The 24696-nt window shown below is 71.3% G+C and carries 21 protein-coding genes and 1 pseudogene; 10 read left to right on the top strand and 12 right to left on the bottom strand.

The window, feature by feature from the left end; translation table 11 throughout:
- Positions 1-5: 5 nt before the first annotated feature.
- From Plo01_RS26525 to Plo01_RS26515, 3 genes are read right to left on the bottom strand one after another with little or no spacing between them, the layout of a single operon-like run.
- Entirely contained in the window at positions 6-836 is an 831-nt protein-coding gene (locus Plo01_RS26525) for a carbohydrate ABC transporter permease (RefSeq protein ID WP_203893406.1), read from the bottom strand.
- Positions 836-1804 (bottom strand): carbohydrate ABC transporter permease, encoded by a 969-nt coding sequence (locus Plo01_RS26520; protein WP_203893405.1) that lies wholly within the window; start codon positions 1802-1804, stop codon positions 836-838. Before Plo01_RS26520 ends, Plo01_RS26525 begins: the two co-directional genes overlap by 1 nt.
- Before the next feature lie 2 nt (positions 1805-1806).
- Positions 1807-3099 carry an ABC transporter substrate-binding protein gene (locus tag Plo01_RS26515; RefSeq protein ID WP_203893404.1) on the bottom strand — a complete coding sequence of 431 codons (1293 nt, stop codon included), beginning with the start codon at positions 3097-3099 and terminating at the stop codon, positions 1807-1809.
- A gap of 325 nt (positions 3100-3424) precedes the next feature.
- On the opposite strand from Plo01_RS26515, the gene Plo01_RS26510 reads away from it, so the two are divergent.
- From Plo01_RS26510 to Plo01_RS26500, 3 genes are all read left to right on the top strand, one after another.
- Positions 3425-5269, top strand: coding sequence for a flavin-containing monooxygenase (locus Plo01_RS26510; RefSeq protein ID WP_203893403.1), 1845 nt, complete (start codon positions 3425-3427; stop codon positions 5267-5269).
- A gap of 143 nt (positions 5270-5412) precedes the next feature.
- Complete coding sequence (locus tag Plo01_RS26505) at positions 5413-5778, top strand: hypothetical protein (RefSeq protein WP_203893402.1); 366 nt, start codon at positions 5413-5415, stop codon at positions 5776-5778.
- 100 nt (positions 5779-5878) lie between these two features.
- Positions 5879-7270, top strand: coding sequence for a methyl-accepting chemotaxis protein (locus tag Plo01_RS26500; protein ID WP_203893401.1), 1392 nt, complete (start codon positions 5879-5881; stop codon positions 7268-7270).
- Positions 7271-7362: 92 nt separating this feature from the next.
- Here Plo01_RS26500 and Plo01_RS26495 read toward each other — a convergent pair whose 3' ends face one another.
- The 4 genes from Plo01_RS26495 to Plo01_RS26480 form a co-directional block, all read right to left on the bottom strand.
- Complete coding sequence (locus Plo01_RS26495) at positions 7363-9255, bottom strand: GTP-binding protein (protein WP_203893400.1); 1893 nt, start codon at positions 9253-9255, stop codon at positions 7363-7365.
- A gap of 151 nt (positions 9256-9406) precedes the next feature.
- A complete protein-coding gene (locus tag Plo01_RS26490) occupies positions 9407-11068 on the bottom strand; it encodes a GMC oxidoreductase (protein ID WP_203893399.1) in 1662 nt (553 codons plus the stop codon).
- Between the two features lie 273 nt (positions 11069-11341).
- Positions 11342-11857 (bottom strand): carboxymuconolactone decarboxylase family protein, encoded by a 516-nt coding sequence (locus Plo01_RS26485; RefSeq protein WP_203893398.1) that lies wholly within the window; start codon positions 11855-11857, stop codon positions 11342-11344.
- Positions 11854-12933: an NAD(P)H-dependent amine dehydrogenase family protein gene (locus Plo01_RS26480; RefSeq protein WP_203893397.1), complete on the bottom strand. Its 1080-nt coding sequence runs from the start codon at positions 12931-12933 to the stop codon at positions 11854-11856. Before Plo01_RS26480 ends, Plo01_RS26485 begins: the two co-directional genes overlap by 4 nt.
- A 202-nt stretch (positions 12934-13135) precedes the next feature.
- Between Plo01_RS26480 and Plo01_RS26475 the strand changes: the two genes are divergently transcribed.
- The gene (locus Plo01_RS26475; protein WP_203893396.1) at positions 13136-14356 is read left to right on the top strand and encodes a winged helix-turn-helix domain-containing protein; all 1221 of its coding nucleotides are present in this window, start codon (positions 13136-13138) and stop codon (positions 14354-14356) included.
- Positions 14357-14433: 77 nt separating this feature from the next.
- Here Plo01_RS26475 and Plo01_RS26470 read toward each other — a convergent pair whose 3' ends face one another.
- Positions 14434-15669, bottom strand: a complete 1236-nt coding sequence (locus Plo01_RS26470) for a multidrug effflux MFS transporter (protein WP_239317102.1) — start codon at positions 15667-15669, stop codon at positions 14434-14436.
- A gap of 60 nt (positions 15670-15729) precedes the next feature.
- On the opposite strand from Plo01_RS26470, the gene Plo01_RS26465 reads away from it, so the two are divergent.
- Positions 15730-16176 (top strand): MarR family winged helix-turn-helix transcriptional regulator, encoded by a 447-nt coding sequence (locus Plo01_RS26465; protein ID WP_203893395.1) that lies wholly within the window; start codon positions 15730-15732, stop codon positions 16174-16176.
- A 34-nt stretch (positions 16177-16210) separates the two neighbouring features.
- Here Plo01_RS26465 and Plo01_RS26460 read toward each other — a convergent pair whose 3' ends face one another.
- Complete coding sequence (locus Plo01_RS26460) at positions 16211-16798, bottom strand: 3'-5' exonuclease (protein ID WP_203893394.1); 588 nt, start codon at positions 16796-16798, stop codon at positions 16211-16213.
- A gap of 72 nt (positions 16799-16870) precedes the next feature.
- Between Plo01_RS26460 and Plo01_RS26455 the strand changes: the two genes are divergently transcribed.
- Together Plo01_RS26455 and Plo01_RS26450 are read left to right on the top strand one after the other, a co-directional pair.
- Positions 16871-17050 carry a hypothetical protein gene (locus Plo01_RS26455; RefSeq protein ID WP_203893393.1) on the top strand — a complete coding sequence of 60 codons (180 nt, stop codon included), beginning with the start codon at positions 16871-16873 and terminating at the stop codon, positions 17048-17050.
- Between the two features lie 186 nt (positions 17051-17236).
- On the top strand, positions 17237-17881 hold the full coding sequence (locus Plo01_RS26450) for a response regulator (protein WP_203893392.1): 645 nt from the start codon (positions 17237-17239) through the stop codon (positions 17879-17881).
- A gap of 446 nt (positions 17882-18327) precedes the next feature.
- On the opposite strand, the gene Plo01_RS26445 is transcribed toward Plo01_RS26450, so the two are convergent.
- The 3 genes and pseudogenes from Plo01_RS26445 to Plo01_RS26435 all read right to left on the bottom strand — a co-directional run bounded on the left by Plo01_RS26445 (position 18328) and on the right by Plo01_RS26435 (position 20342).
- Positions 18328-18984, bottom strand: a complete 657-nt coding sequence (locus Plo01_RS26445) for a hypothetical protein (protein ID WP_239317100.1) — start codon at positions 18982-18984, stop codon at positions 18328-18330.
- Positions 18985-19091: 107 nt separating this feature from the next.
- Positions 19092-19196: pseudogene (locus Plo01_RS26440) on the bottom strand (transposase family protein); the annotation flags it as partial.
- A gap of 165 nt (positions 19197-19361) precedes the next feature.
- Positions 19362-20342, bottom strand: coding sequence for an ABC transporter substrate-binding protein (locus tag Plo01_RS26435; protein WP_203893391.1), 981 nt, complete (start codon positions 20340-20342; stop codon positions 19362-19364).
- A gap of 55 nt (positions 20343-20397) precedes the next feature.
- Between Plo01_RS26435 and Plo01_RS26430 the strand changes: the two genes are divergently transcribed.
- The 3 genes from Plo01_RS26430 to Plo01_RS26420 are packed head-to-tail and all read left to right on the top strand — an operon-like array spanning position 20398 to position 24663.
- On the top strand, positions 20398-22500 hold the full coding sequence (locus Plo01_RS26430; protein WP_203893390.1) for an iron chelate uptake ABC transporter family permease subunit: 2103 nt from the start codon (positions 20398-20400) through the stop codon (positions 22498-22500).
- Between the two features lie 31 nt (positions 22501-22531).
- Positions 22532-23692, top strand: coding sequence for an enterochelin esterase (fes, locus tag Plo01_RS26425; RefSeq protein ID WP_203893389.1), 1161 nt, complete (start codon positions 22532-22534; stop codon positions 23690-23692).
- Complete coding sequence (locus Plo01_RS26420; RefSeq protein WP_203893388.1) at positions 23689-24663, top strand: amidohydrolase; 975 nt, start codon at positions 23689-23691, stop codon at positions 24661-24663. Before fes ends, Plo01_RS26420 begins: the two co-directional genes overlap by 4 nt.
- Positions 24664-24696 lie beyond the last annotated feature (33 nt).

The raw sequence follows: 24696 nt of genomic DNA, 5'->3' as shown, positions 1-24696 counted from the left end.
CCTCCCTACTTGGTGGCGCCTCTGGCGAAGCCGTTGTAGATGTAGCGCTGGAGCGCCAGGAAGACGATCAACGTGGGGATGACGGTGATGACGATCCCGGCGGAGATCACCTCCCACTGCGTGCCGGTCGGTCCCTGGAAGCGGAACAACGAGGTGGACACCACGCCCAGGTCGCGCGAGGGCATGTAGAGGAAGGGGATGTAGAACTCGTTGTAGACGGCCACGCCCTTGACGATCACGACGGTGACGATCGCCGGCTTCAGCAGCGGGAGGATGATCGTGCGGTAGATCTTCCAGTGCGTGGCGCCGTCGAGCATCGCGGCCTCGTCGACGGACTTGGGGACGCCGCGCAGGAACTGCAGGAAGATGTAGATCGAGATGATGTCCGTCCCCATGAACAGCGCGATCGCCGCCCAGCGGGTGTTGAACAGCCCGAGCCCGGTGACCACCTGGAAGGTCGCGACCTGGGTGGTCACGCCCGGGACCAGCGCCGCCAGCAGGAACAGGAACATCGTCAGCCGCTTGCCGCGGAAGTCGAACCGGCTCACCGCGTAGGCCGCCATGGACCCGATCAGGACCGTGCCGATCAGCGAGATGATCAGGATGACCGTGGTGTTGACGAAGGCGTCCACCATCTGGCCTTCCTCGAAGGCCGTGCGGTAGTTGTCCAGGTTGAACCAGTTCGAGGGCGGTGCGAACGGCGTCTCGCCGTACAACTCCTCCTCGCTCTTCAGCGAGGCGAGGAAGACGACCAGCAGCGGTACGGCGGCGACCAGGCACCCCGCCGTCAGCGAGGCGTACTTCAGCGTGACGGCGAGTCGGGCCCGCGTGGTCATCACGACAGCTCCGTTGTGTCATCGGGGATGGTGCGCCGCTGGATCCAGGTGACGACCAGGACCAGCGCCAGGAGGACGACGGCCATCGCGGAGGCGAGGCCGACCTTGTGGTACTTGAACGCGGTGTTGACGGTCTGGATGACGAACGTCGCGCTGCCGTTGGCGCCGCCCGTCATGACGTAGGGGATCTCGAAGACCGACAGCGCGCCCGAGACGCCGAGGATGAGGTTCAGGCCGATGACCGGCCGGATGCCCGGCACGATGATGTGCCTGAACTGCTGCCACCGGGTGGCGCCGTCCATCTGCGCCGCCTCGAACAGGTGGGCCGGGATCGACTGGATCGCGCCCAGGAACAGCACCAGGTTCAGCCCGAAGTAGCGCCAGATGGACACGCCGGTCAGCGAGTAGTTGATGACCGACCGGTCGCCGAGCCAGAGCGGCTTGTCCGCCACGCCCAGCAGGCCGAGCAGGGTGTCCAGGACGCCGTCGGGCTTGAAGACGTACAGGAAGATGAACCCGATCGCCACACCGTTGATCAGGTAGGGGAAGAACAGCACGCCCTTGAAGAAGTTCCGGAACTTGACCTTGAAGCTCAGGATGACGGCGAAGTAGAGCGCCGCCGCGAGCTGGACGATGGTGCCGCCGAAGTAGTACAGGCTGACGGTGAACACCCCGAACAGCTCGGGACGGGTGACCAGCTCGGCGTAGTTGCCGGCGCCCACGAACTCGCTCACCGGGTCCAGCCCGTCCCAGTCGAGCAGGCTGTAGCCGAACATGCTGACGACGGGCACGTAGGTGAAGACCACGAGCAGGACCAGCGCCGCCGCGATGAACAGGTACGGCGTGGCGCGCCGTCCGGCGCGCTCGGCGAGGGGCCGCCGCACCCGCTGGTGGCGGGCTGCGGGCGCGGCGGCCCCTACCGGTTCCGCGACCTTCAGGGCCGGATGGCCGGTGCGGGATCGGGACATCGTCAGTTCCCGGCCAGCGCGGCCCGCGCCGTCTTCCACTTGGCGTTGAGGTCGGCGAAGATCGCTTCCAGGCTCTCCTTGGAGGCGCCGCGCCCGGCGTCCACGATGCGCTGCCGGTACTCGGGCTGGTTCAGGCCGACCTCGGACTTCTCGTCGATGTCGTTGGTCAGGCCGGTCTCGTTCGCGGGAGCGGGATTCTGCTCGACGAACTCGACGCCCTTGTCCTGGAAGGGCTTGAGCTGCTCGGGCAGCGGGGCGTCGGTGACCGGCGGGATGGAGCCGGAGTCCGCGGCGTAGCCGGACTGGTCGACGAAGAAGTCCAGCCAGGCGCGCGCGGCGGCCTTGTTCTCCGAGTGCTTGTTGATCGCGATCTTCCAGTCACCGGCGACGGTGGCGTGGAACTTGCCGCCGTTCTGGGAGGGGAAGGGCATGAACCCGATGTCGTCGGGGCTGGCCGCGGCCTCCTGCATCTGGACGATCGCCCACGAGCCGAGCGCCATCGAGGCGACCTTGCCGTTGCCGATGAGCTTCTTGGACTCCTCCCAGTCGCTCGTCGTCGGGTCCTTCTCGATCAGGCCCTCGGCGGAGACCCGGTGCAGCAGCGTGTCGATGGTGTGGTGGTCGGTCCCTGCGGCCCACGGCGCGTCGGTGTGCGCGAGCCCGGAGACGTAGTCGCGGTTGGCGCTCAGCGAGCCGCGGAAGGACTCCCACATGGTCAGGGGCCATCCGGCGGCGTAGTTGGTGTAGTACGGGATCGCCCCGGTCTTCTCCTTGACCAGCTTGAGGTCGGCGATGAACTCGTCGGGGGTGGTCGGCCAGTCGGTGACGCCGGCCGCCTCGAAGACCCGCTTGTTGTAGACGAAGCCCTGGGCGTTGCCGAAGGTGGCGATGCCGTACACCTTGCCGTCGTAGGCCTGTTCCTTGACGAAGCGGTACTTCTTGCCCAGCTCCTCCGTGCCGCCCAGCGGCTCGAAGAACGAGGGCAGCTGGCTGGGCGTCACCGAGTTCGGGATGAGGAGGACGTCGCCGTACTCCTCGGTGTTCATGCGGATCCTGACCTCGTCCTCGTAGTTGGTGATGCCTTCGAACTTCACCTCGACGCCGGGGTGAAGCTCCTTGAACCGCTTGGCGTACTCCTTGAACGAGGTGTCCACCAGGTCGGTCCGGTTGGTCAGGACGGTGATGGTGCCGGAGGGTTTCGCATTCGCCGGCTGCTCGGTCGCCGGGCCGTTGCCCGCGCAGGCGGCGGTGGCGAGAAGGAGACCGGCGGTCAGCAGCGTGAGTCGAGCGCGCATTTAGCTCTCCTGGGGTCGGGGGGCGGCAGCTGAACCGGATAAGTAACCGGGACGATATGACCGCGATGACAACGTTGTCAACCAGTCGAAACAGGAAAGCAATACCTCGTTGACCAGTTACATTGCCGTGACATGGAAGGACATAACCGGTTCATGGATTCGGCTAGAGTGTCGCTCGGCGGTGCGAGCTGACCGTGGAGAGGGTCCTTGTCGGAGCTGCTCCCGAATGACATTCTGGTTCTGCCGGGGCGGGCGCCGCGGCGATCACCCACGGCCGTCCGGCATCCCCGGCCGCCCTGCCTCCGCCGATGCCCCGGGAGCGTGTATGACCGTCGCCGGACGTCCCGCCAGAGCCGATGAGACCCCCGCGGACAGCGCCGGCGTCAAGGCCGCCGACAAGGAGGCACTGCGCCGGAAGTACCGTCAGGAGCGGGACAAGCGGCTCCGTCCCGACGGCAACGACCAGTACATCCGGCTGACCGGCAGGTTCGCGCACTACCTGGACGACCCCTACACGCCGCGGGTCCCGCGCGAGCCGAAGACCGACCACGTGACGGTCGCGTTCATCGGCGGCGGCTTCGCCGGCCTCGTCACCGGCGCCCGGCTGAAGGAGGCCGGCGTCGGCGACGTCCGCATCGTCGAGAAGGGCGGCGACTTCGGCGGCACCTGGTACTGGAACCGCTACCCGGGCGCGCAGTGCGACACGGCTTCGTTCGTCTACATGCCGCTCCTGGAGGAGACCGGCCACATGCCGACGGAGAAGTACGCGCACGGGCCCGAGATCCTCGAACACTGCCGGCGCATCGGCAAGCACTACGACCTGTACGGCGACGCGCTCTTCCACACCGAGGTCAAGGACCTCGAATGGGACGCGGCGCGGTCGCGCTGGATCATCCGTACCGACCGGGACGACGAGTTCACCGCGCAGTTCGTCGCCATGGGCACCGGCCCGCTGCACGTGCCGAAGCTGCCGGGCATCCCCGGGATCGACTCGTTCGCGGGACACTCGTTCCACACGAGCCGGTGGGACTACGGCTACACCGGCGGCGATCCCTCGGGCGCGCCGATGGACGGGCTCGCCGGCCGGCGGGTCGCCGTCATCGGGACGGGGGCGACGGCCGTGCAGTGCGTGCCCCATCTGGCGCGGGCGTGCGGGGAGCTGTACGTGTTCCAGCGCACGCCGTCCTCGGTCGACGTCCGCGACAACCGGCCGACCGACCCCGAGTGGTTCGCCCGGATCGCGACGCCGGGCTGGCAGCGGCGCTGGCTGGAGAACTTCACGGCCAACCAGACCGGCGGCGTCGCCGCGGAGGACCTGGTGATGGACGGCTGGACCGACATCGCCCGGCGGGTGCGCTCCCGGATCATGGAACTCGCGCCGGAGGACCGCACCCCGGCGAAGATGCTGGAGGCGTACGAGGACTCCGACTTCGAGAAGATGGAGGAGATCCGCGCGCGCGTCGACGCGATCGTCGAGGATCCCGGGACCGCCCGAGGGCTCAAGGCCTGGTACCGCCAGCTGTGCAAGCGGCCGTGCTTCCACGACGAGTACCTGCAGGCGTTCAACGTCCCCGGGACGCACCTCGTCGACACCGACGGCAGGGGGGTGGAGCGGATCACCGAGCGGGGGGTCGTCGCCGCGGGACGGGAGTACGAGGTCGACTGCATCATCTACGCCTCCGGCTTCGAGGTCGGCACCGAGTACACGCGGCGGGCCGGATACGACCTGACCGGCCGCGACGGGATCAGGCTCTCCGAGCACTGGGCCGAGGGCATGCGCACCCTGCACGGCACCCACGTGCACGGCTTCCCCAACGCCTTCATCGTGCAGCCGACGCAGGGCGCGAATCTCATCTCCAACATCCCGCACAACCTCACGGAGGCGGGCGGCACGATCGCCATGATCGTCAAGCACGCCCTCGAGAACGGGTTCGCCGAGGTCGAGGTCACCGAGGAGGCCGAGGACGCGTGGGTCGGGCTGCTGCTGTCGCACCCGGGCATGCTGCTGGGCTCGCCGGACTGCACGCCGGGCTACTACAACAACGAGGGGCAGGACCCGGGACCGAGGGGACGGCTCAACGTCGGCTACCCGCACGGGGCGATGGCCTACTTCGGCTACCTCGACCGATGGCGTTCGTCCGGGGCTTTCGAGGGCCTGGAGTTCCGCTGACGGGCTCGCCCGGGGCTCTCCCGGGAGTTCCGCCGGGACACGGCTGACGTACGGCCGGCCGCCGCCTTCCCACCGTGAACTGGGAGAATGCGGGCAGCGATGTCGCGGCGCGCACCACGCGGCGGGGAGACCGGAGGCCGACCATGAGCGATCTTCCCGGTGACCGGGACGACCGGGACGACCGGGACGACCGGCCGGAGGCGGCGCGCGGCCTCGCCGCGCTGACGCGTGAGAAGCAGCTCGCCGTCGTCGGCCTGATCAGCGCGTACCTCCACTCCCCGGACATGGACGAGGACCTGGTCGCCGACGTGGTCGCCGAGTTCCTGCCCACCGTGGACGACCGGTCGGACCGCGGGGCCGCCGCGGTGCAGAACGCGTACATGAACGTGATCGCCTACCTCCTGGGGGAGCTGGCGCGCGAGCGCGGCGAACCGGTCGGGCAGGTGTGGCGGCGCGCCGCCGTGGAACTGCTGATCGACCAGATCGGCGAGACGGGAGAACCCGGATGACCCCGGGACCGGAGGGGCCGCACCCGAGTGAGATTCCTCTCACATCCCCTGGGTTGGTACCGACTGGCGCGAGATCGACCAGACCCGCACCCGCGACAAGGTGATCACCAGGTTGCAGCAGCTGGGCGTTCCCGCGCAGTCGTTCGAGCTGCTGGCCACCGCCAAGAAGAACTCCGACGCCCTGGTGAACACCGAGACCCGCTCGATGCGCCTGGTGCTGGAGGCCATCGGCGTCCCGCAGGCCCAGATGCCCGGCCCGGTGGCCGGATACCAGCTGGATGCCGCCGATGCGGCGCTGGACGCGCGCGCCAAGACGGCCAAGGCCACCGAGATCATGTTCGATGGCCAGTACGGCCGCGACAAGGCTCTGATCATGGACCCGGTCGCGCAGTTCCAGCAGCAGCTGGCCGAGGGCGCGGCCGGTCAGGTGAACGACGCGCGCGCCTCCACCCAGCGCTCCATCACCTTCATGCTGGTGCTGGGAGCGGTCATCCCGCTGGCCATGGCGCTGGTGCTGACGGTGCTGCACCGCACGGTCACCCGCACCATCAGTCACTACGTCGCCGCGCTGCGCGGGCGCCACCCCCACGACCTGGACTTCGCCCTGCAGCCGGGCGGCACCGCGGAGCTGCGCGAGCTGGCCGGGGGATTCAACACCCAGTTCAGGCAGATCCGGGATCTGGTCATCGCGGTGCGCGCCAACGCCGACCGGATGAACTCCGCGGCCGGCCAGCTGTCCTCGCTCAGCACTCGATTGGTCGACTCCAGCGGCCAGACCTCCGTGCACACCGCCTCGGTGTCGCAGGTGGCCGTCGGGGTGTCCGAAAGCGTCGGGTCGGTCTCGGCCGGAGTGCAGCAGATGACCGCCTCGATCGAGGAGATCTCCCGCGGCGCCGCCGGCGCGGCCGAGGTGGCCAACTCCGCCGTCACGATGGCCGAGGCCACCCGCGCCACCGTCGCCCGGCTGGAGGACAGCTCCGCCGCGATCGGCAGCGTGGTCAAGCTGATCACCTCGATCGCCGAGCAGACCAACCTGCTGGCCCTGAACGCCACCATCGAGGCCGCCCGTGCGGGCGACGCCGGCAAGGGTTTCGCGGTGGTGGCCTCGGAGGTCAAGGACCTGGCCCAGGAGACCGCCAGGGCCACCGGTGACATCAGCGCGCGCATGGACGCCATCCAGGCCGACACCGCCGCCGTCATCGAGTCCATCGGCGAGATCAGCGCGATCATCGGGCGCATCAACGAGTCGCAGACGACCATCGCCGCCGCTGTGGAGGAGCAGACCGCCACCACCGGCGAGATCGGCCGCAGCCTTTCCCAGGCGGCCGGTGGCTCCCAGCGCATCGCCACCGCCACGGTCGAGGCACAGGACACCGCCGACCAGGCGTGCGAGGCCGCCGCGACCACTCAGCAGGCATGCACCGAGATGGCCGCCCTGGCCACCGACCTGCACGACCTGGTGCGCGACTACCACACCTCCGGCGCCGTCTGAGTGTCCTCTCCCGCCGGCCGCCCGCGGTGCGGGCGGCCGTACGCCCCGGGCCACCGGCCGGTTCCGCCGGTGGCCCGGAGCGTCTGTGACGTCTACGGCATGGCCAGGTGCCTGAGGTACTCCACCCGGTCCAGCGGGTTGCCGTCGGTCCGCGGGCGGGTGGGCGGCCGGCCGTGGACCCGCCGGTCGCCCGAGGGCCGGGACCACCACACGGCCTCACCGCGGGTCAGCCCCGGCAGGTGACGCCTGGCCTCGTTGACCAGGCGCGCGGGGAGCGAGCCCGTGATGAGCGAGGGGGAGACGTCGGCCAGCTCCGCCCCCAGCGCGGACAGCCTGGCGGCGACGGTACCGAACGCCCACGGCGGGATCTCCACCTCGAAGGCGTGACAGGGCTCGTACACCCGGGTGCCCGCGCGGGACAGGGCGGACATCAGCACCATCGGGGTCAGGTTGCGGAAGTCGGCCGCGGTGCTGAGGGGAGGCTGGAAACCGGACCTGGTCAGCGTGACCGTGCAGTCGGTGACCGGCCAGCCGTACAGTCCCTCGAGGAAGGTGGCGCGTACGGCGTCCTCGATCGCCTGGTTGAAGGCGTGCGAGAGCGAGCCCAGCTCCACCTCCCGGCGGAACGTGAAACCCGTTCCGGGCTCGACGCGCAGGCCGACGGTGGCCCAGAAGTCGTGGTCGCCGTGCCTGTCGAACTCCGTGTGGTCCTCGCCCACGCCGACGGGTCTTTCCAGGTAGACCTGGGTGCTGTCGGCGAAGGCCGCCTCGACGCCGAACTCCTCGCGCAACCGCTCGGCCAGCACCTCCTTCTGCACCTCGCCGTAGAGGAGCACGGAGGTGCCGCCGCCGGGCAGGACCCGGGTGCCGATGAGCGGATCCTGCTCGGCCAGCCAGAGCAGCGCCGCGTGCAGGCGGGAGGCGTCGGCCGGATGCGGCGCCCGCACCACGGTCTCCAGACTGGGCGGGGCGAAGGCGGACGTCCCGCTCCCCTCGGGGGACAGGCGGTCGCCGACGCGGGCGTGCGACAGGCCCCAGATCCTGGCGATGTCGCCCGCCGTCAGCCGGTCGCCGCCGCCGGAGCCCACGACCTGCAACCTGGTGACCCGGCCGGAGCCGAGCTTCTGGCGCCGCTGCACCTCGCCGGAGAACAGACGCAGGTAGGAGACCTTCCGCCCGTCCCGGTCGCGCTCGACGGCGAAGATCGTTCCCCTGAGGTCGCCGTCCCGGGGGGCGGGTACGGGAAGCAGGTCGCGGATGCCGTCCATGAGCTCGGCCACGCCCTGGCCGCCGATCGCCGATCCGTGGAACACCGGGTGGACCAGGCAGGCGGCGGTCTGCGCGGCCAGCGCCGAGCGCAGCTCGTCCGGGCCGGGATCGCGCCCTTCCACGAGCGCCTCCAGCAGGGCGTCGTCGTTCTCGGCGAGAACCTCGGCGTCGAGGGGCGCCGGCACGACGCGGACCTGCCCCGCCGCCCCGATCGCGCCGGTGTCCGCCGCGCCGGTGTCCGCCGCGACGGCGTTCACCGCGACGGCGTTCACCGCGACGGCGCGCAGCCCGGCGAGGATGTCGCGCTGGAGTGCGCCCATCCGATCGATCTTGTTGATGAACAGCAGGGTCGGCAGGCGCATCTTCCGCAGGGTCCTCAGCAGGATCCGGGTCTGCGCCTGGATGCCCTCGACCGCCGAGATCACCAGGATGGCGCCGTCGAGCACGCCGAGAGCCCGCTCGACCTCGGCGACGAAGTCGGCGTGCCCGGGGGTGTCGATGAGGTTGACCTGGAGGTCGCCGACGGCGAACGAGGCGACGGCCGAGCGGATGGTGATGCCGCGGCGCCGCTCGATGTCGCCGGTGTCGGTCTGGGTGTCTCCGGCGTCGACGCTGCCGAGCCTGCCGATGCTGCCGGAGTCGAAGAGAAGTCGTTCGGTGAGACTGGTCTTACCCGCGTCGACGTGCGCGAGCACGCCGATGTTCACAGTGGGCATGGATGCGTGAGACCTCGGTCGGACGGACAGGACGCTGCGTTGTCGCGAAGCTCTGCCGCATCTGGCCCTCCCGAGGTCTCGTGGAGGCTCCACAATATCGGGACCGCATCCGCCGGGCCGAATGGTTTTTCCGCCGGCCCGGCGCCGGTCGTCACAGGTCGGTGGCGATGATCTTCTCGATGTTCCGTTCGGCGAGCGCCGTGATGGTGACGAACGGGTTGACGGTGGTGTTGCCGGGGATCAGCGCGCCGTCGATGACGTACAGGCCGGGATAGGCGGTGAGGCGGCCGTAGTTGTCGGTGGCCTTGTTCAGCACCGCGCCGCCGAGCGGGTGGTAGGTGAGGTGGTCGCCCCAGATCTTGTAGACGCCGAAGAGGTCGGTCCGGTAGATCGTCCCCTCCTTCGAGTTGATCTTGTCGAAGATCGTCTTGGCCATGGTGATGGACGCCTGCTTCCAGGCGGCCTGCCAGTTCAGCTCGACCTTCCCGGCCGCGGCGTTCCAGGAGAACTGGGCGCGGTTCGGGTTGTTGGTGATCGACAGGTAGAACGAGGCGTAGGTCTCGATCCCGGTGGGCAACGGGGCGACCTCGGCGAACGCGCCGCCGGCGGCCCAGTTGTCGATGCCGCAGCAGGGGATGGACGACTGGAGCGCGCCGGTCGGGTCCCACATGTGGTTGGCGCGCCCGCACATGACGTTGCCGTTGTCGCCCCAGCCCCTGCCGATCTCGCCGTTCAGGCCGGGCAGCGCGCCGGTCGCCTTCAGCTTCACCAGCAGTTTGCTGGTGCCGACGCTCCCGGCGGCGAAGAACACCCGGTCGGCGGTCACGTTCTTGACGGCCGTGACGTCACCGGTGGTGTTGATCTGCTCGATGACGACCGTGTACGCGCCCCCGGCCGCCGGGGTGACCGAGGTGACCCTGTGCAGGGACGAGATGGCGACCCTGCCGGTGGCCCTGGCGCGGGCGAGGTAGGTCTGCTGCAGCGATTTCTTGCCGTGGTTGTTGCCGTAGAGGATCTCCCCGGCCAGCGCCGACTTGGGAACGGTTCCCGCCGCCTCCTGCTTCATGTAGTTCCAGTCGTACACGTCGGGGACGAAGACGAACGGGAAGCCGGAGCGCTGGGCGTGCTTGCGGCCGACCCGGGCGTACTGGTAGCAGGCGGTGGAGTCGAACCAGGCCGGGTCGATCACGCCGACCCCGAGCTCGGCGTTGGCCCGCGGGTAGTAGACGCCGTACATCTCGTCGGCGTTCACCGAGGGCAGGACGGCGCCGAAGTTCTCCCGCCGGGGGGTGACCGCCATGCCGCCGTTGACCAGCGAACCGCCGCCGACGCCGCGCCCCTGGTAGACGGTGATGCCGCCGAACTCCTCGGCGTCCAGGATCCCCGTGTGGCGGGGGATGTCCCTGTCGATGGGGAAGCCGAGGAAGTAGTTCAGGGGCGCCTTGGTCCTGGTGCGCAGCCAGTAGGACCGGTAGTCCGGCTCGCGGGTGTTGCAGAAGATCTTGCCGTCGGATCCCGGGGTGTCCCAGGCCATGCCCATCTCGACCATGTGCACGTCGACGCCCGCCTGGGCCAGGCGCAGGGCGGCGACGGAACCGCCGTACCCGGTACCGATCACCAGGACCGGGACGCGGGCCCCGTCGGCGATCGGGGCGGGCGCGGGGGCGGTCGCCGCCCGGGCCGGGACGGCGTGGCCGCCGAGGACGGCGGCCCCCAGGGCGGAGCCGGTTCCGGTGATGAATCCGCGGCGCGAGATTCTCCGCGAGACGGGGACGGGGGTCGGGACGGGGTTTTCCGGGGCGCGGGCACTCATTGACGCTCCTCACTCTCAACAAGCTGAGAACAAGCCCTGCACAGTGCTCGCGCCTTGAGTTACTGCGTAGTCGTGGTGGCCGTCACAAATCTGTCCGTCACAAATCAGCCCGTCGCGCCTCGGTCTGCTGATACTCGGTCGCTGAAATCTGGTCCGCTGGAACTCGGTCTGCTGGAACTCGGTCCGTTGAAATTCGGTCTGTCGCCACTCGATCCAAGATGATTCGGTCTGTCACCACGCGGCCCGCCGTGCCCGGGACGCGTGTCCGGCGCCTCAGGTCGCGGCGCGGTCGCTCTCCCGCCGGGGTGATGAGCCGCCGGTCAGCACGCACACGGTGTCGAGTCCCAGCACGTGGTTGAGGCGGCCGAAGGCCAGCCAGGAGCCGATGCTCATGCTCAGCTCCACGATCTCGCGCTGGCTGTAGTGCGCGGTCATCCGCGTCCAGAACTCCTCGTCGAGACCGTGGTGGTCCAGGGCGTAGCGTTCGGCGTACTCGGCGGCCAGCCGGGTGCGGTCGTCGAAGGCGTCGGTGGTGCGCCACTCGGTCACCGCGTCGGCGAACTCCTCCTCGACCTTCCGCCCGTCCCGTTCGGTCCGCCAGTCGAGGCAGAAGGCGCATCCGTTGATCTGCGCGATCCGCAGCCGGGCGGCCTCGAACTCGCGGAGCCCGAGGGTCGTGTGGGCGTACACCGCCAGTGAGAAGTCCGAGGCGGCGGCCCCGATGCCGGGGACCATCTCCCCCCACACGTACCCGATCGGGTCCTTCCCGTCGGGGATGTCGATCCTCATAGCTGTTTCCTTCCGAGCCTGCCGACCGCGGGGCGGAGCGGAACGTCGAGGGCGTCGTAGAGGCCGGGTTCCGCCTCCAGGAGCCAGTCGATGGCGCTCACCAGCCGGCCGGCCGCGGTGGCGTTCCCGCCCGCGGACTGGTTGCCGCCCTCGTCGACGGCTTCGACCGTGACCTCGATGCGCGGGCGGCCCTCGATGATCACCCGGTGCGCTCCGGCGCCGCCGGGCGGCACCGGCCAGTCGGGCGCGCAGGACGGATGGATGCGGGTGACGTGCTCGATGACGATGCGGGGTTCGCCCTCGACGATCCCCTGCACCTCGAACCGGAGCGCGCCCTGGGTCCCGGCCTCGAACACGCCCATCGTCGCGGTGCTCACCGCGGTGTCGAGCGGGCGGCGCGCCACGGTCTCGCGGATCTCGTCGAGCTCGACGCCGAGGGCCCTGGCCATCAGCCGGACCTGCCCGCCCCAGACCATGGTCGGGACGGTCGGCGCGATCATCGGCGGCTCGTAGTCCATCGGCTGCCCCATGCCGACCAGGTACCGGACGGAGTCGGGCTGGTCGTAGGTGGAGTAGTCGAAGATCTCCTGACAGCGGATCACGTCCACGGTGGTGCCGAGGCCGCTGATCAGCAGGGGCAGCACGTCGTTGCCCCAGCCGGGATCGACGCCGGAGACGAACAGCGAGCCGCCGCCCTCCGCGATCGCGGCGAGAATCGGCTCCCGCAGCTCCGGCGGGGCGTTGCGCTGGTCGTAGAGGGCGTAGAGCGAGGGGGTGACGACCACGGCTCCGGCCCGGATCGCCCGGACGATGTCGGCGAGGGCATCGTCGGGGCGGATGTCGCCGGAGGCCGCGTACACCACGGCGCCGGGGCGGGCGGCCAGCGCCGCGTCGATGTCGTCGGTCGCCGCGACTCCGAGGTCGCGGCCGAGCCCGCCGAGGTCGCCCGCGTCGCGGCCCGCCTTGCGCGGATCGTGGACGAGCACGCCCGTGAGTTCCAGCGCCGGATGGGCCTCGACGGCGCGGATGGCCGCGCGGCCGACGTTGCCGGTCCCCCAGACGATCGTGGGTGTCATGACCGGAGGGTAGCAAGCGCTTGGTTAACTGAATAGGCCTTAATCTTTACAGTTTTCCGCAGCCCCGGGAAATGCCGCATCTCCTGCGCCTTCGGGGAAAACTCTCCGGAACGTCCCCGTGGTCGGGATGCTTCCCGGCGTTTCGTGACCGTGACGCGTGCGGCCCGTCCGTCGAACCTTCTTTCGATTACACTCAGCGGCTATGCCGTCCCCCCTCGATCTCAGCCTGGAGACCGCGCGGCGCCTGGCCGTCTCCTGTCAGCACCTGGCCGGCCCCCGTCCCGGCGGCGACCTGGAAGGGCTGCGCGGAGTGCTGCGGACGCTGCGGTGCCTGCAGCTCGACCCGGTCAACGTGGTGGCACGCAGCCACCTGCTGGTGCTCTGGAGCAGGGTCGGCGGCTACGACCCGGCCGACCTCGACGTGCTGCTGTGGCGGGAACGCTGGCTGTTCGAGTACTGGGCCCACGCCGCGTCGATCGTGCTGGCCGAGGACTACCCGATCCACCAGATCATGATGCGCGGCTACCCGTCGGACCGGTCGGCCTTCGGGCGGCGGGTCCGCGACTGGCTGGAGGCGAACGACGGCCTCCGGAGCCACGTGCTCGACCGGTTGCGGCGGGAAGGGGCCCTGCCGGCCGGCGACTTCGACGACCTCGCGGCCGTGCCCTGGGAGTCGAGCGGGTGGACCGGCGGCCGCAACGTCGAGCGGATGCTCGACTTCCTGTGGATCCAGGGCCGCATCATGGTGGCGGGGCGGGAGGGCCGCGGGCGGCGATGGGACCTGGCCGAGCGCTGGCTGCCGGAGTGGGCCGGGATCGAGCCGCCGGCCCGGGAGGAGGCGGTCGAGCGGGCGGCCGAGCACGCCCTGCGCGCGCTCGGCGTGGCCCGCGCGGCCGACGTCGAGCGGCACTTCACCCGCGAACGCTATCCCGGCCTCGCCGGGACGCTGGAGCGGCTGGAGTCGGACGGCCGCGTCCTGCCCGCCGCGGTCGAGGGCGGCGCCGAGCGGTGGTACGTGCATCGCGACGTCCTGGGCCTGCTGGAGCGCGCCTGGCAGCCGCGCACCACGCTGCTGTCGCCGTTCGACAACCTCATCTGCGACAGGGAGCGGACCGAGCGGCTGTGGGGCTTCGTGTTCCGCACGGAGATGTACGTGCCCAAGCACAAGCGGCAGTACGGCCACTACATCATGCCGATCCTGCACGGCGACCGGCTGATCGGCAGGCTCGTGCCCCGCCTGGACCGCCGCCGGCGGGTGCTGGAGATCGAAGGGCTGTTCCCCGAGGCGGACGCGCCCGCGGACGAGGCGGCCGTCGGAGCCGTCGGCGGGGCGGTCGCCGGGCTGGCCGAGTTCACCGGGGCCCGTGAAGTCTCCTACGGGGACAAGGTGGCGCGGCCGTGGCGGTGGGTCCGGGACGCCTGAGACGCCCGCCCGCGTCACCGCCGTCATCCGGCCTCCCGAACGGGGACGTCGTGCCGAATGGCCGCGGTTCGGCGGGGTCAGGCGTGAGCGGGCGCGGGATCGGGGGCGGGTTCCCGTACGGGAGCGGCGGCGCCCCGGGTGAGCAGCCGGGCGGCCAGGCCCAGCGCGGCGGCGACGACCAGGGCGATGCCCATCGGCAGGGCGGTGTCCTCGCCCGCGATGCCGACCAGGGGGGAGACGAGGGCGCCGAGGGCGAACTGCAGGGCTCCCATGACGGCGGAGGCCGTACCGGACGCCCAGCGAGCACGGCCGATCGCCAGCGCCGAGCCGTTGCCCATGATGAGGGTGAAGGAGCCGACCAGCACGAACAGCACCGGCAGTACGGCGGCGGCGGGCAGACCGAGGGCGAACATCGCCAGCAGCACCGCCGAGAGCACCAGGACGAGGCCCTGACCGACGGTGAGCAGAGCCCGGGGGCCGAAGCGGCCGACCAGGCGGGAGCTGATCAGGCCCGTCGCCACCATGCCGAGCGCGTTGACCGCGAAGGCGACGGTGTAGGCGGTGGTGGACAGGCCCAGGACGCCTTCCAGGACGAACGGGGAGGCGGAGATGTAGGCCATGAGGCCGGCGAAGCCGAGCGCGAAGGCGAGGACGTAGCCGACGTAGCCGCGGTCGGCGAGGAGCCGGCGCATGGTGCGGCCGGTGGCGTCCAGGCCGCCGGTGTGGCGCCGCTCGGCGGGCAGCGACTCGCGCACCACGAGCAGGGAGCCGAGCAGCATGAGCACGCTGATCACGGTGAGCGCCCAGAACTCGCTGCGCCAGCCGGCCGGCACGAGCGCGCCGCCGGCGAGCGGGGCGACGACGGGGGCGATGCCGCCGATGCTGGCCAGCAGCGCGAAGATCCGGGCGGCGGCGGGGCCGGTGACGCGGTCGGCGACGACGGCCCGGGCGATGACGATGCCCGCCGAGCCGGCGAAGCCCTGGACGAACCGCGCGGCGATGAGCACCCCGATGTGCGGGGCGAGCGCGCACGCGGCGCCGGCCAGGGTGGCCACCGCGGTGGCGATGATCAGCGGGGAGCGGCGGCCGAAGCGGTCGGAGATCGGTCCGATGAGGAGCTGGCCCGCGGCGAGCCCGGCGAGGAAGGCGGTCAGGGTGAGCTGGACGGCGGAGGCGGTCGTGCGCATGTCGTCGGCCAGCGCGGTGAAGGCCGGTAGATACATGTCCGTCGCGAACGGCGCCATGGCCGACAGCAGCGCGAGGACGAGCAGGAGCGGGCCGGATACGGCGGAGCGCTCGGCGGTGCGTGTCACTCGGGGGTCTTCCTGTCCAGGTCGTTATTTATGAATACATAAATAACGTACCATGGGGCCATGGAAGAGACGTCCGCCCTCCGGGCGCTCGGGTCCGTCCTGCGCGACCTCAACCGGGACCTCGTCCGCGCGGGCAGGCGCATCGCGGGCGTCGCGCCCCTGCCGGAGACGGAGACCGACATCGTCCGGCTGGTGGTCCGCAGGCCCGGGGTGAGCCCCGGTCAGATCGCCGCCGAGCTCAGGATGCAGCCGAGCAACGTCAGCGCGGCGTTGCGCCACCTGACCGCCGCCGGCCTGGTCACGCGCGAGAGCGACCCGATGGACCGGCGCGCCACCCGCGTCCGGCCCACCCCGCAGGCCGTCGAGAACGCCCGGCTCATGGAGGAGGCGAGGGCGGGCCTGCTGCACGAGGCCCTGAACGACCTGGCGGCCGAGCACCAGGAGACCCTCCTGCACGCGATCCCCTCGCTCCGCGCGCTGGAGAACGCGCTGCGCGATCGCGTCTAGGAGCTGTCCGGGGTCCGGAGAACCCGGACAGCTCCTAGTCGACTGTGGCCGTGACCGGCCATGCCCCGCGGTCCAGCAGATCGAGGACGAGTGCGGCGATGTTCCACGCGTCGTCCTCGCCGCGGTGATGGCGTCCCTCGAGCGGCAGCCCGGCGATCTGCAGGGCATGGTCCATGCCGGGTCTCTTGCGCAGCCCGTAGGCCGCGGCGAACACGGCCTTGGCGTTGGTGTGGGTACGCTCCGCCGGATAGCCGAACGGGTAGGGCACTCCGTCGGCCTGACTCTGCCGGGCGAATTGCCGACGGTCGTAGTCGCCCCAGCTCGCCCAGGGGCGCTCCCCGGCCCCGTACTCCTCGACCAGGATCCGGCAGGCCTCGGCGAAGGTGACGCCCCGCTCCACCTCGGCTTGCGTCAATCCGGTCAGTTCGGTGCAGAAGTCGCTCACCGTCGACCGGGTAGGTCGAACCAGGACACGGTGCCGGGATACACGGCGCCGTGCCGACACGTCCACGACCGTGAGACCAATCTCGATGATCTCGTTCACGTGGCCGGGCGGGGGCTGTCCGGTCCAGCAGGTGGCTTCCACATCGATGACGTTCAGCAGGACAGGTTCGTGGTGCATGGGGCCGAGGGTAGGGACGCGCCCCCGGTTCCGGCATCCCTATTTCCGCCTCTCCGCGCCGTCACCGCCGAGATGCTCGTCACGAAGGGACGGTTCCGGGTGACCGCCGACACCCCGGAGACGGTGGAACCGTTGCAGGGGGTCGCCCGCAGGGCGGGGGAGACGCTCCGGCGGCCCGTGGTCGGCTACGCCGACGGCGGGGACATCGTGATCACCTTCACCGGGGAGGCGGCTCCCGGCCTCATCGGCTGAGACACCCGCCCGGCGCGGGGACCCGATCGGCCCGATCCGCCGGAAGCGCACGAGACGCTTTCTCGCGAGGGATCGGAGAAAGTCGCCGGGAAACGGATTTTTCCGTGTCCGCGGCTCCGTACGTGATGCGCTTTGAGCGATTAGGATGGATCACCTCGCTGGCCGTTGGTCCGAATCGAGGGGACTGTGAAGGACATCGCTGAGCTAATCAACGCCATTGCCGCACTCGCGTGGCCGCTGATTGTCGGAATAGTGGTGTGGAGGCTGTTCCCGGTGATCAAGGAGATCGCGCGGTCGAGAGGGTTCACCGTCAACATAGGAGGGGCCGAACTAACGGTTCAGGAGATATCGGAGAAGCTGCTGGAATCCACCGCGGTTATTCAGGGAAGACTCGCCTCCGCCCCTCCGGAGGAACCGGAGGCATTGCCCGATCGTTACCTGCGAAGAGTGCTCTGGGTGGACGACGTCCCGGCCAACAACGCGTACGAGGTGGCGCAGCTGGAGGCCCTGGGTGTGGAGGTGATCCGCGCGCTCTCCACCGGTGAGGGCATGGCCGCCCTGCGCGGGGCGACGGTGCCGTTCGACGCTGTGATATCGGACATGAGCAGGGAGGAGGACGGCTTCTACAACCGGGACGCGGGCCTCGACCTGGCTCGGGAAATGCGAGGGAGGGGGGACGACCGGCCGCTGTTCGTCTACGGATCCCGCCGCACTCTCGCCAGAGAGGACGAAATACTGGCGGCCGGCGGCAATGGTGTCACCTATTCGCCGACCACGCTCCTTCAGATGCTGCGGTCGGTCGGCCGGTTCCCCCGGGAGGAGAATGCCTGACCGGTGCCCCGTTTCCGATGGTGACGTGCATTCGTCCAAGGTGATTCCGTCGTCTTGGACGAATGCGTGTTCTGCCGTATGCCCCCGTTCCGCATCGCGGATCGGGGGAAGGGAGAGCATTGACGGGGCAGCCTTGAAAACGGGCTGCGGCGCCGTTCCCTGTGACAGGCGGCGGATTTTCCGCTGCGCATTTCCCGCTCGGGTGTTTCCCTCAGGGTGAGTGCGCGCGGCCCGGCAGGAGCGGAGCCGGCGTTCCGCCGGGAGGTCCGGCGGCCCCGGTGCGGCTCACAGGCCGGCGCCGCCTGTCGCGTCGATCACTCTGCCGGTCACCCAGCGGGCGTCGTCGGAGGCGAGGAAGGCCACGATGTCGGCGATGTCCTCCGGCTGCCCGGGCGGACGCCGGACCCGTGAAGCCGCCCGGTCCGCAACCGTGAGGCGGGTGGGGTTCAGGCCTGTGGGGCGGCCGGACGCGGCGCGCTCTCCCGTGCGACGGCGAGCAGCGCGGCTCCCAGGCCCAGGCACAGTACGGTGACCACGCCTTCGGGCCAGTAGATGTGGCTGCCCAGCCAGAGGACGGAGGCGGCGATCAGGACCGTGCCGCCGGCGGCCACGCGCCGGGCGCCGCAGTGCGCGGCCAGGGCGACGGTCGTCGCGATCGCGGCCAGCAGGAAACCCGACGATCCGATCAGCCCGAGCGCCCCGCCGGTCACGTCGATGGCCGTACCGGCACGGGTCAGGGACGCGGGGTCGTCGACGTTGGCGAGCAAAGTGCCGTAGGCGACCCCCGCGATCGCGTCGAGGGCCGTATAGAAGATCGCGTATAGATAGGATCCCGCCCGCGCGACCGTCACCCAGGGCCCCTCCAGCCCTCGCAGGAGGAACAGCAGCGACCCCGCCAGCAGGGGGAACACCGGCAGGAGCAGCAGATGCAAGGCGATCCACCGGCCGGCGGTGTCCTGCGTCAGGTGGTGCGGGTGCAGCAGGCCGGCCGCGGCCAGCACGACGGGGACGAGCGTCACGGCGGCGGTGCCGAGAACGACCCGGCGCACGGGGGCCGGTTCCCGGCGGGCGGGATCGGCCGGGGGAAGAACGGAGGTCGTCATGCCGAGGATCTTTCCGGCGCCCGGCCGCGGGCGCTTCGGCTGAAAAGGCGATCCGGGGCGTACGACTTCCAGAAGGAAGGTACGACCATAGGCGGACCCGCCGCACCGGCCGTGGAGACGCCGAACCCGGCGGCGATCTCGGCGAACGTCTCGCCTTTGGGTAGGCGGACGAGCACGAGCAGGGCCTGCCGGCCGGGGCTCAAGCGCCGCCAGGGGTGCCGATCGTCGTGCAGTGCCGCCGGATGATGCGGGGCGGCGTCGTGGGATAGGGGGCGGCTCCGGGGCGATACGCAGAGAGGCCGCCGGACACCTCGCGGTGCCGGCGACCTCTCGGATCGGCGGTCTCTTCGTGCTGTGTCGGCCGGCCAGGTGCCGTGTCAGCCGGTCAGGGCCTTGACCAGGTCGTCGAGGACGATCTGGGCGGCGAGCGGGGCGCCGCGGGTGCTCCAGACCGAGCCGTCCACGGAGACCACGTGGTCGTCCTTGACGGCCTTCAGTTCCTTGAACGCCGGGGTCTTCTTCACGTCGTCGAGGGCCTTCTCGCCGTCGGCCGTGAGGGTGGACAGGAACAGCCACTCGCCGTCGATGTCGGCCAGCGCCTCCAGGCTGAGCGGCATGGAGTGGGCGGTGCCGTCCTTGTCCTGGGCCTTGGGGCGGGTGAGGCCGAGGTCGGTGGCGACGAAGCTGGCGAACTGCCGCTTCTCCATCCAGCTCGGGCCCTGGGGGTTCCAGCGCACGATGCTCACCTCGGCGGGCTTCACCTTGCCCTTGGCCTCGGCGATCTCGGCGTCGTAGTCGGCCAGGACCCGCTTGGCGACGTCGAGCTTGTTCAGCGTGTTGGCGATGCCCATGAACGACAGCTTCCAGTCGTCGGTGGGGGCCATCGTGACGACCGTCGCGGGGGTGATCTTGCGGAGCTGGTCGAGGATCTGCTGGTCCTGCATGTCGCCGGCGAGGATCAGGTCGGGCTGGACCTCGACGACCTTGTCGATCACCGGCTGGAGCAGGTTGCCGACCACGGGGATGCCCTGGACCTTGTCGGCCAGGTACGCCGGGGGCGTGTCGATTCCCTGGCCGTTGGTGATGCCCACGGGGGTGACGCCGAGGGCGATGGCGGCGTCGAGGTCCTCCTGGGTGAGCGTGACCACGCGCTTGGGCTCGGCGGGAACCTTGATCAGGGTGCCGGTCGCGTCCTTGACCTCGCGGGTGGCGGCGGCCGGAGCCGCCGACGAGGGGGCGGCTGCGGGCGCCGCCGAAGACGTCGCGGACGAGTCCGTGGACGAGGCGCCGCACGCTGCGACGGTCAGGGCGGCGAGAGCGGCGGCGAACAGGCCGCCGACTCTGCGGAGGGGGGACATTGGCACTCCCGAGCAGGTTAGGTAAGGCTTTCCTTCATTAGGTTAGCCTTACCTTATGTTTACGCAACTCCGGCACCCCCCTCTGGTGTTCGGGCTGGGCACCGCCGGGCTCGTCGCCCTCCTCGCGACCTCGATGCTGACCGGTGCGGGCCGGATCAGTCCGGAGCAGGTCGTGGACTATCTGCTGGGTGCCACCGGCGACGCCCACCTGGAGATGGTGGTCACCACGCTCCGGCTGCCGCGGACACTCGCCGCCATCGTGGTGGGCGCGGCCCTCGGCGTCTCCGGCATGCTGCTGCAGGCCGTCACCCGCAACCCGCTCGCCGAGACGGGCCTGCTCGGGGTGAACTCGGGGGCCGCGCTCGGCGTCGTCCTGGGCATCGTGTGGACGGGCGCGCAGACGGGAGGCGCCTACCTGGCGTGGGCGCTCGGCGGCGCGCTCCTCACCACGGGCGTCGTGCTGCTGATCGGCTCCCGGTTCTCCTCGCTCAAACTGATCCTGGCGGGCGCGGCGCTCTCGGCGACGCTCACCGGGATCACCTCGGCCCTGCTGGTCGCCGACCCCGGCACCTTCGACCAGTACCGGTTCTGGGTGCTCGGCTCGCTCGCCGGAATCCCGATGGACCGGGTCCTGGCGGTCGCCCCGGCGATCCTGGCCGGGCTGGTCATGGCGGCCCTCGCGGCCCGCCCGCTGGCCGCGCTCTCCCTCGGCGACGACGTGGCCGTCGCCCTGGGCCACCGGCCGGGCCGTACCCGGGTCGCGGTGACCGTGGCGGTCACGCTGCTCAGCGCCGCCGCCGTGGCGGTGGCCGGGCCGATCGGCTTCCTCGGACTGCTCGCGGGCCATCTGGCCAAGACGGTGCCCGGCGACCGGGTCGGCCCGCGGATCGTGCTGTCCGGGCTGGCCGGAGCCATCGTGCTGCTCGGCGCGGACGTGCTCGCCCGGGTGGTCATGCGCCCGTACGAGGCCCCGGTCTCGCTGCTGATCGCCATCGTCGGCGGGCCCGTGCTCATCGCGGTCGCCCGCTCCCGCGCGGTCGCCGCGGGGGCGGGCGACCTGTTCGCGGAGAAGACCAGGCGCGGCCGGGGGAGCCGCGCGCTCCTCGCGAGGGACCGGTTCCGGCCCCGTCCGTCCGACACGTTTCCGGTACGGCTCGGCGCCTGCTCCGCCCTCGTCCCGGTCCGCTCCTCCCTGGCCGCCGCCGCGCTCGCCGCCCTCGCCTGCGCGGCCGGGCTGGCGGCGATCCTGGCCGGGCAGTCCGCCATGACGGCGGGCCAGGCCCTGGAGGCGCTGCGCGGGATCGGCACCGGCGGGCAGATCATGCTCGTCCAGGAGATCCGGCTGCCCAGGGTCGTCGCGGGACTGGCGGCGGGCGCCGCGCTGGGGCTGTCCGGCTGCCTGACCCAGGCGCTGGCCCGCAACCGGCTGGCCACCCCCGACATGCTCGGCGTCAACCAGGGCGCCGTCATCGCCATCATGTCCGCCGGGCTGCTCTCGTCCACCGCGACGCTCTTCGAGCACTGGTGGACCGGGCCGCTCGGCGCCCTCGTCGCGGCCGTGGCGGTCTTCGCGATCTCCGGCGGGACAGGCACCCAGGGCTACCGGTTCATCGTCACGGGCCTGGCGGTCACCACCCTGGCCGGGGCGGTGACCCAGTCGGCCCTGGCCTGGAACGGCCTCAGCGCGGCCACGGCCATCCACTCCTGGAGCGTCGGCAGTCTCGCCGGGCGCGGCTACCCGGTGGCCCTGCCCGTCGCCGTCGGGCTCGCCGTGCTGCTCCCCGCGGCGCTGGCCGTCTCCCGGCGGCTGGCCGTCCTGCGCTTCAGCGAGGACGTCGGCGTCGGGCTCGGGACGAACCCCCGGACGACCCGGTCGGCCGTCCTCGCCCTGGCCGTCGTCCTGGCCGGGCTCGCGATCGGCATCGGCGGGCCCATCGCGTTCGTCGCGCTGGCCGCCCCCGTCCTCGCCGCCCGCCTGTCCGGATCCGCGCGGCTCCCGCTCGTCGGGGCGCCGCTCACCGGCGCCGCGCTCGTCGTGGCCGCCGACACGGTCGGCCGCGTCATCGCCTCCGGCGGGGAGATCCCGGCGGGCGTCGTGACGAGCATCCTGGGCGGCCCCTTCCTGCTGTGGACCCTCCTGTCGGACCGGAGGTCATGAGATGTCACTCGACCAGGTTGGAGATCACGAAATGCCATTGGGTCTGGAGAACTCAGCAGAACTGGAGAACCAGGTCACCCCGCTGATCGAGCCCGCCGCGACGCCGGGCAGGCACCGGGTCACGTTCCTGTGGCGGGCCCGGAACGAGGACGAGAAGGCCGTCGTCCTGATCAACACGCTGACCGACCGGGACCGGCACGCGGGTGACATCAGCGCCCACGTGATGCGCCGGACGCCGGGCGACGACGTGCTCCGGCTGACCTACGAGCTGGAGGCGGACCTGCGGGCCAGCTACCAGATCCTGCCCTGTACGGAGGTCCCCGGCACCGACCGCGACTCCTGGCTCCGCGTCATGACGACCGCGCTCCCCGACCCCGGCAACCCCGTCCGGGTCCCCGGCAGCCACGGCCGCAACCCCTCCTCCCTGCTGGAGCTGCCCGGCGCGCCCGCGCAGCCGTACCGGGACCGGCGGCCCGGCGTCCCCGAGGGCAGGGTCTGCGAGAGCGAGGTCGCGGGGCGGCGGGTCTGGGTCTACACGCCGCCCGGGCACGACCCCGGCGACGGCTCCGGGAACGGCCCCGGAGACGGCGCTGCCGGGCCGTACCCGGTGATGGTCCTGCTCGACGGGGACGTGTGGGCCGGGCGGATCGCGCCGACGATGGACAACCTGATCGTGGAGGGCCGGATCCCGCCGATGGTCGTGCTGCTGCCCGACGCGGTGGACCGGCCGACCCGCCTGAGGGAGATGGCCTGCCACGAGCCGTTCGTCCGGCACCTGGCCGACGAGCTGCTGCCCTGGGCCGTACGCGAGTGGCGGGTGACGGAGGACCCGGAGCTGACCGTCGTCGCGGGGCAGAGCTTCGGCGGGCTCACCTCCTCCTACGCGGCGCTGGTCGCCCCGGAGCGCTTCGGCAACGTGCTGTCGCAGTCCGGCTCCTACTGGTGGAGCGACGAGGACCCGGAGTGGCTGACCCGGCGGTATGAGCGCTCTCCCCGGCTCCCGGTCCGCTTCCACGTGGAGGCCGGGCGGCTGGAGTGGATGCTCCTGGCGGAGAACCGCCGCTTCGCCGAGATGCTGGCGGCCAAGGGATACGAGGTGACCTTCACCGAGTACCGGGGCGGCCACGACCCGGCCTGCTGGCTCGGCGGCCTGGCCGGCGGGCTCACCGGGCTGGCCGCGGGGTGGCTGTGACGCGGGCCGCCGGCGCGGAGGCGGGAGCGGGCGGCCTGCCGACCGCGTTCTCGGCCTCGTACGGCTCCGGCCCGGTGACCGTGGCGTTCTGCGCCGAGTACGACGCGCTCCCCGGGCTGGGCCACGCCTGCGGGCACAACGTCATCGCCGCCGCCTCCGCCGGGGCGGGTCTGGCGCTGGCACCGTTCGCCGATGAGCTGGGCCTGACCGTGAAGGTGGTCGGCACCCCCGCCGAGGAGCGCGGCGGGGGCGAGGCGCTGCTGCTGGAGGCGGGCGTCTTCGACGGCGTGGACGCGGCGATGACGGTCCACCCGGGGCCGTTCGAGACCGTGCGGTTCCGCTCGTTCGCCCTGGGAACCCTGGACGTGGAGTACCTCGGCCGCCCCGCCCACGCCACCCTCGCCCCGCACGAGGGCCGCAACGCCGCCGACGCGATGACGCTGGCCCAGGTCGCGATCGGGCTGCTCCGCCAGCAGCTCCCTCGCGACTGGCACGTCCACGGGGTCGTCACGGCGGCGGGCGGGGCTCCCAACGTCATCCCGGCCCGGTCCGCGGCGGGCTACGAGATCAGAGCCGCGCGGGCCGAGGACCTCGCGGAGCTGCGCGAGCGGGTGGAGGCGTGCTTCCGGGGCGCGGCCGTGGCGACCGGCTGCGAGCTGAAGCTGACCCGCCCGGAACCCGACTACCTCGACTTCCGCGACGACGAGGGCCTGGCCGGGCTGTACGCGGCCAACGCCGCCGCCCTCGGCCGCCCCGCCCCGGTCGAGCGCGAGCCGTTCGCGATGACCGACATGGCCAACGTCTCCCACGCGGTCCGGGCCATCCACCCGATGCTCGACATCGGCGCGGGCGGGGCCGTACCGCACGATCCCGCCTTCGCCGCGGCGGCGGTCACCCCGGCCGCCGACCGCGCCCTCCTCGACGCCGCCGTCCTCCTCGCCTGGACCGCCGCCGATCCGGCGAGATCGTGATTTCCGGCCGGGTGGCCGGAGGGCGGGATTCCC

The sequence above is a fragment of the Planobispora longispora genome, assembly GCF_016863135.1.
Classification (GTDB): Bacteria; Actinomycetota; Actinomycetes; order Streptosporangiales; family Streptosporangiaceae; genus Planobispora; species Planobispora longispora.
The sequence above is the reverse complement of the archived record's forward strand: the minus strand, read 5'-3'. Positions and strand labels throughout refer to the sequence as shown.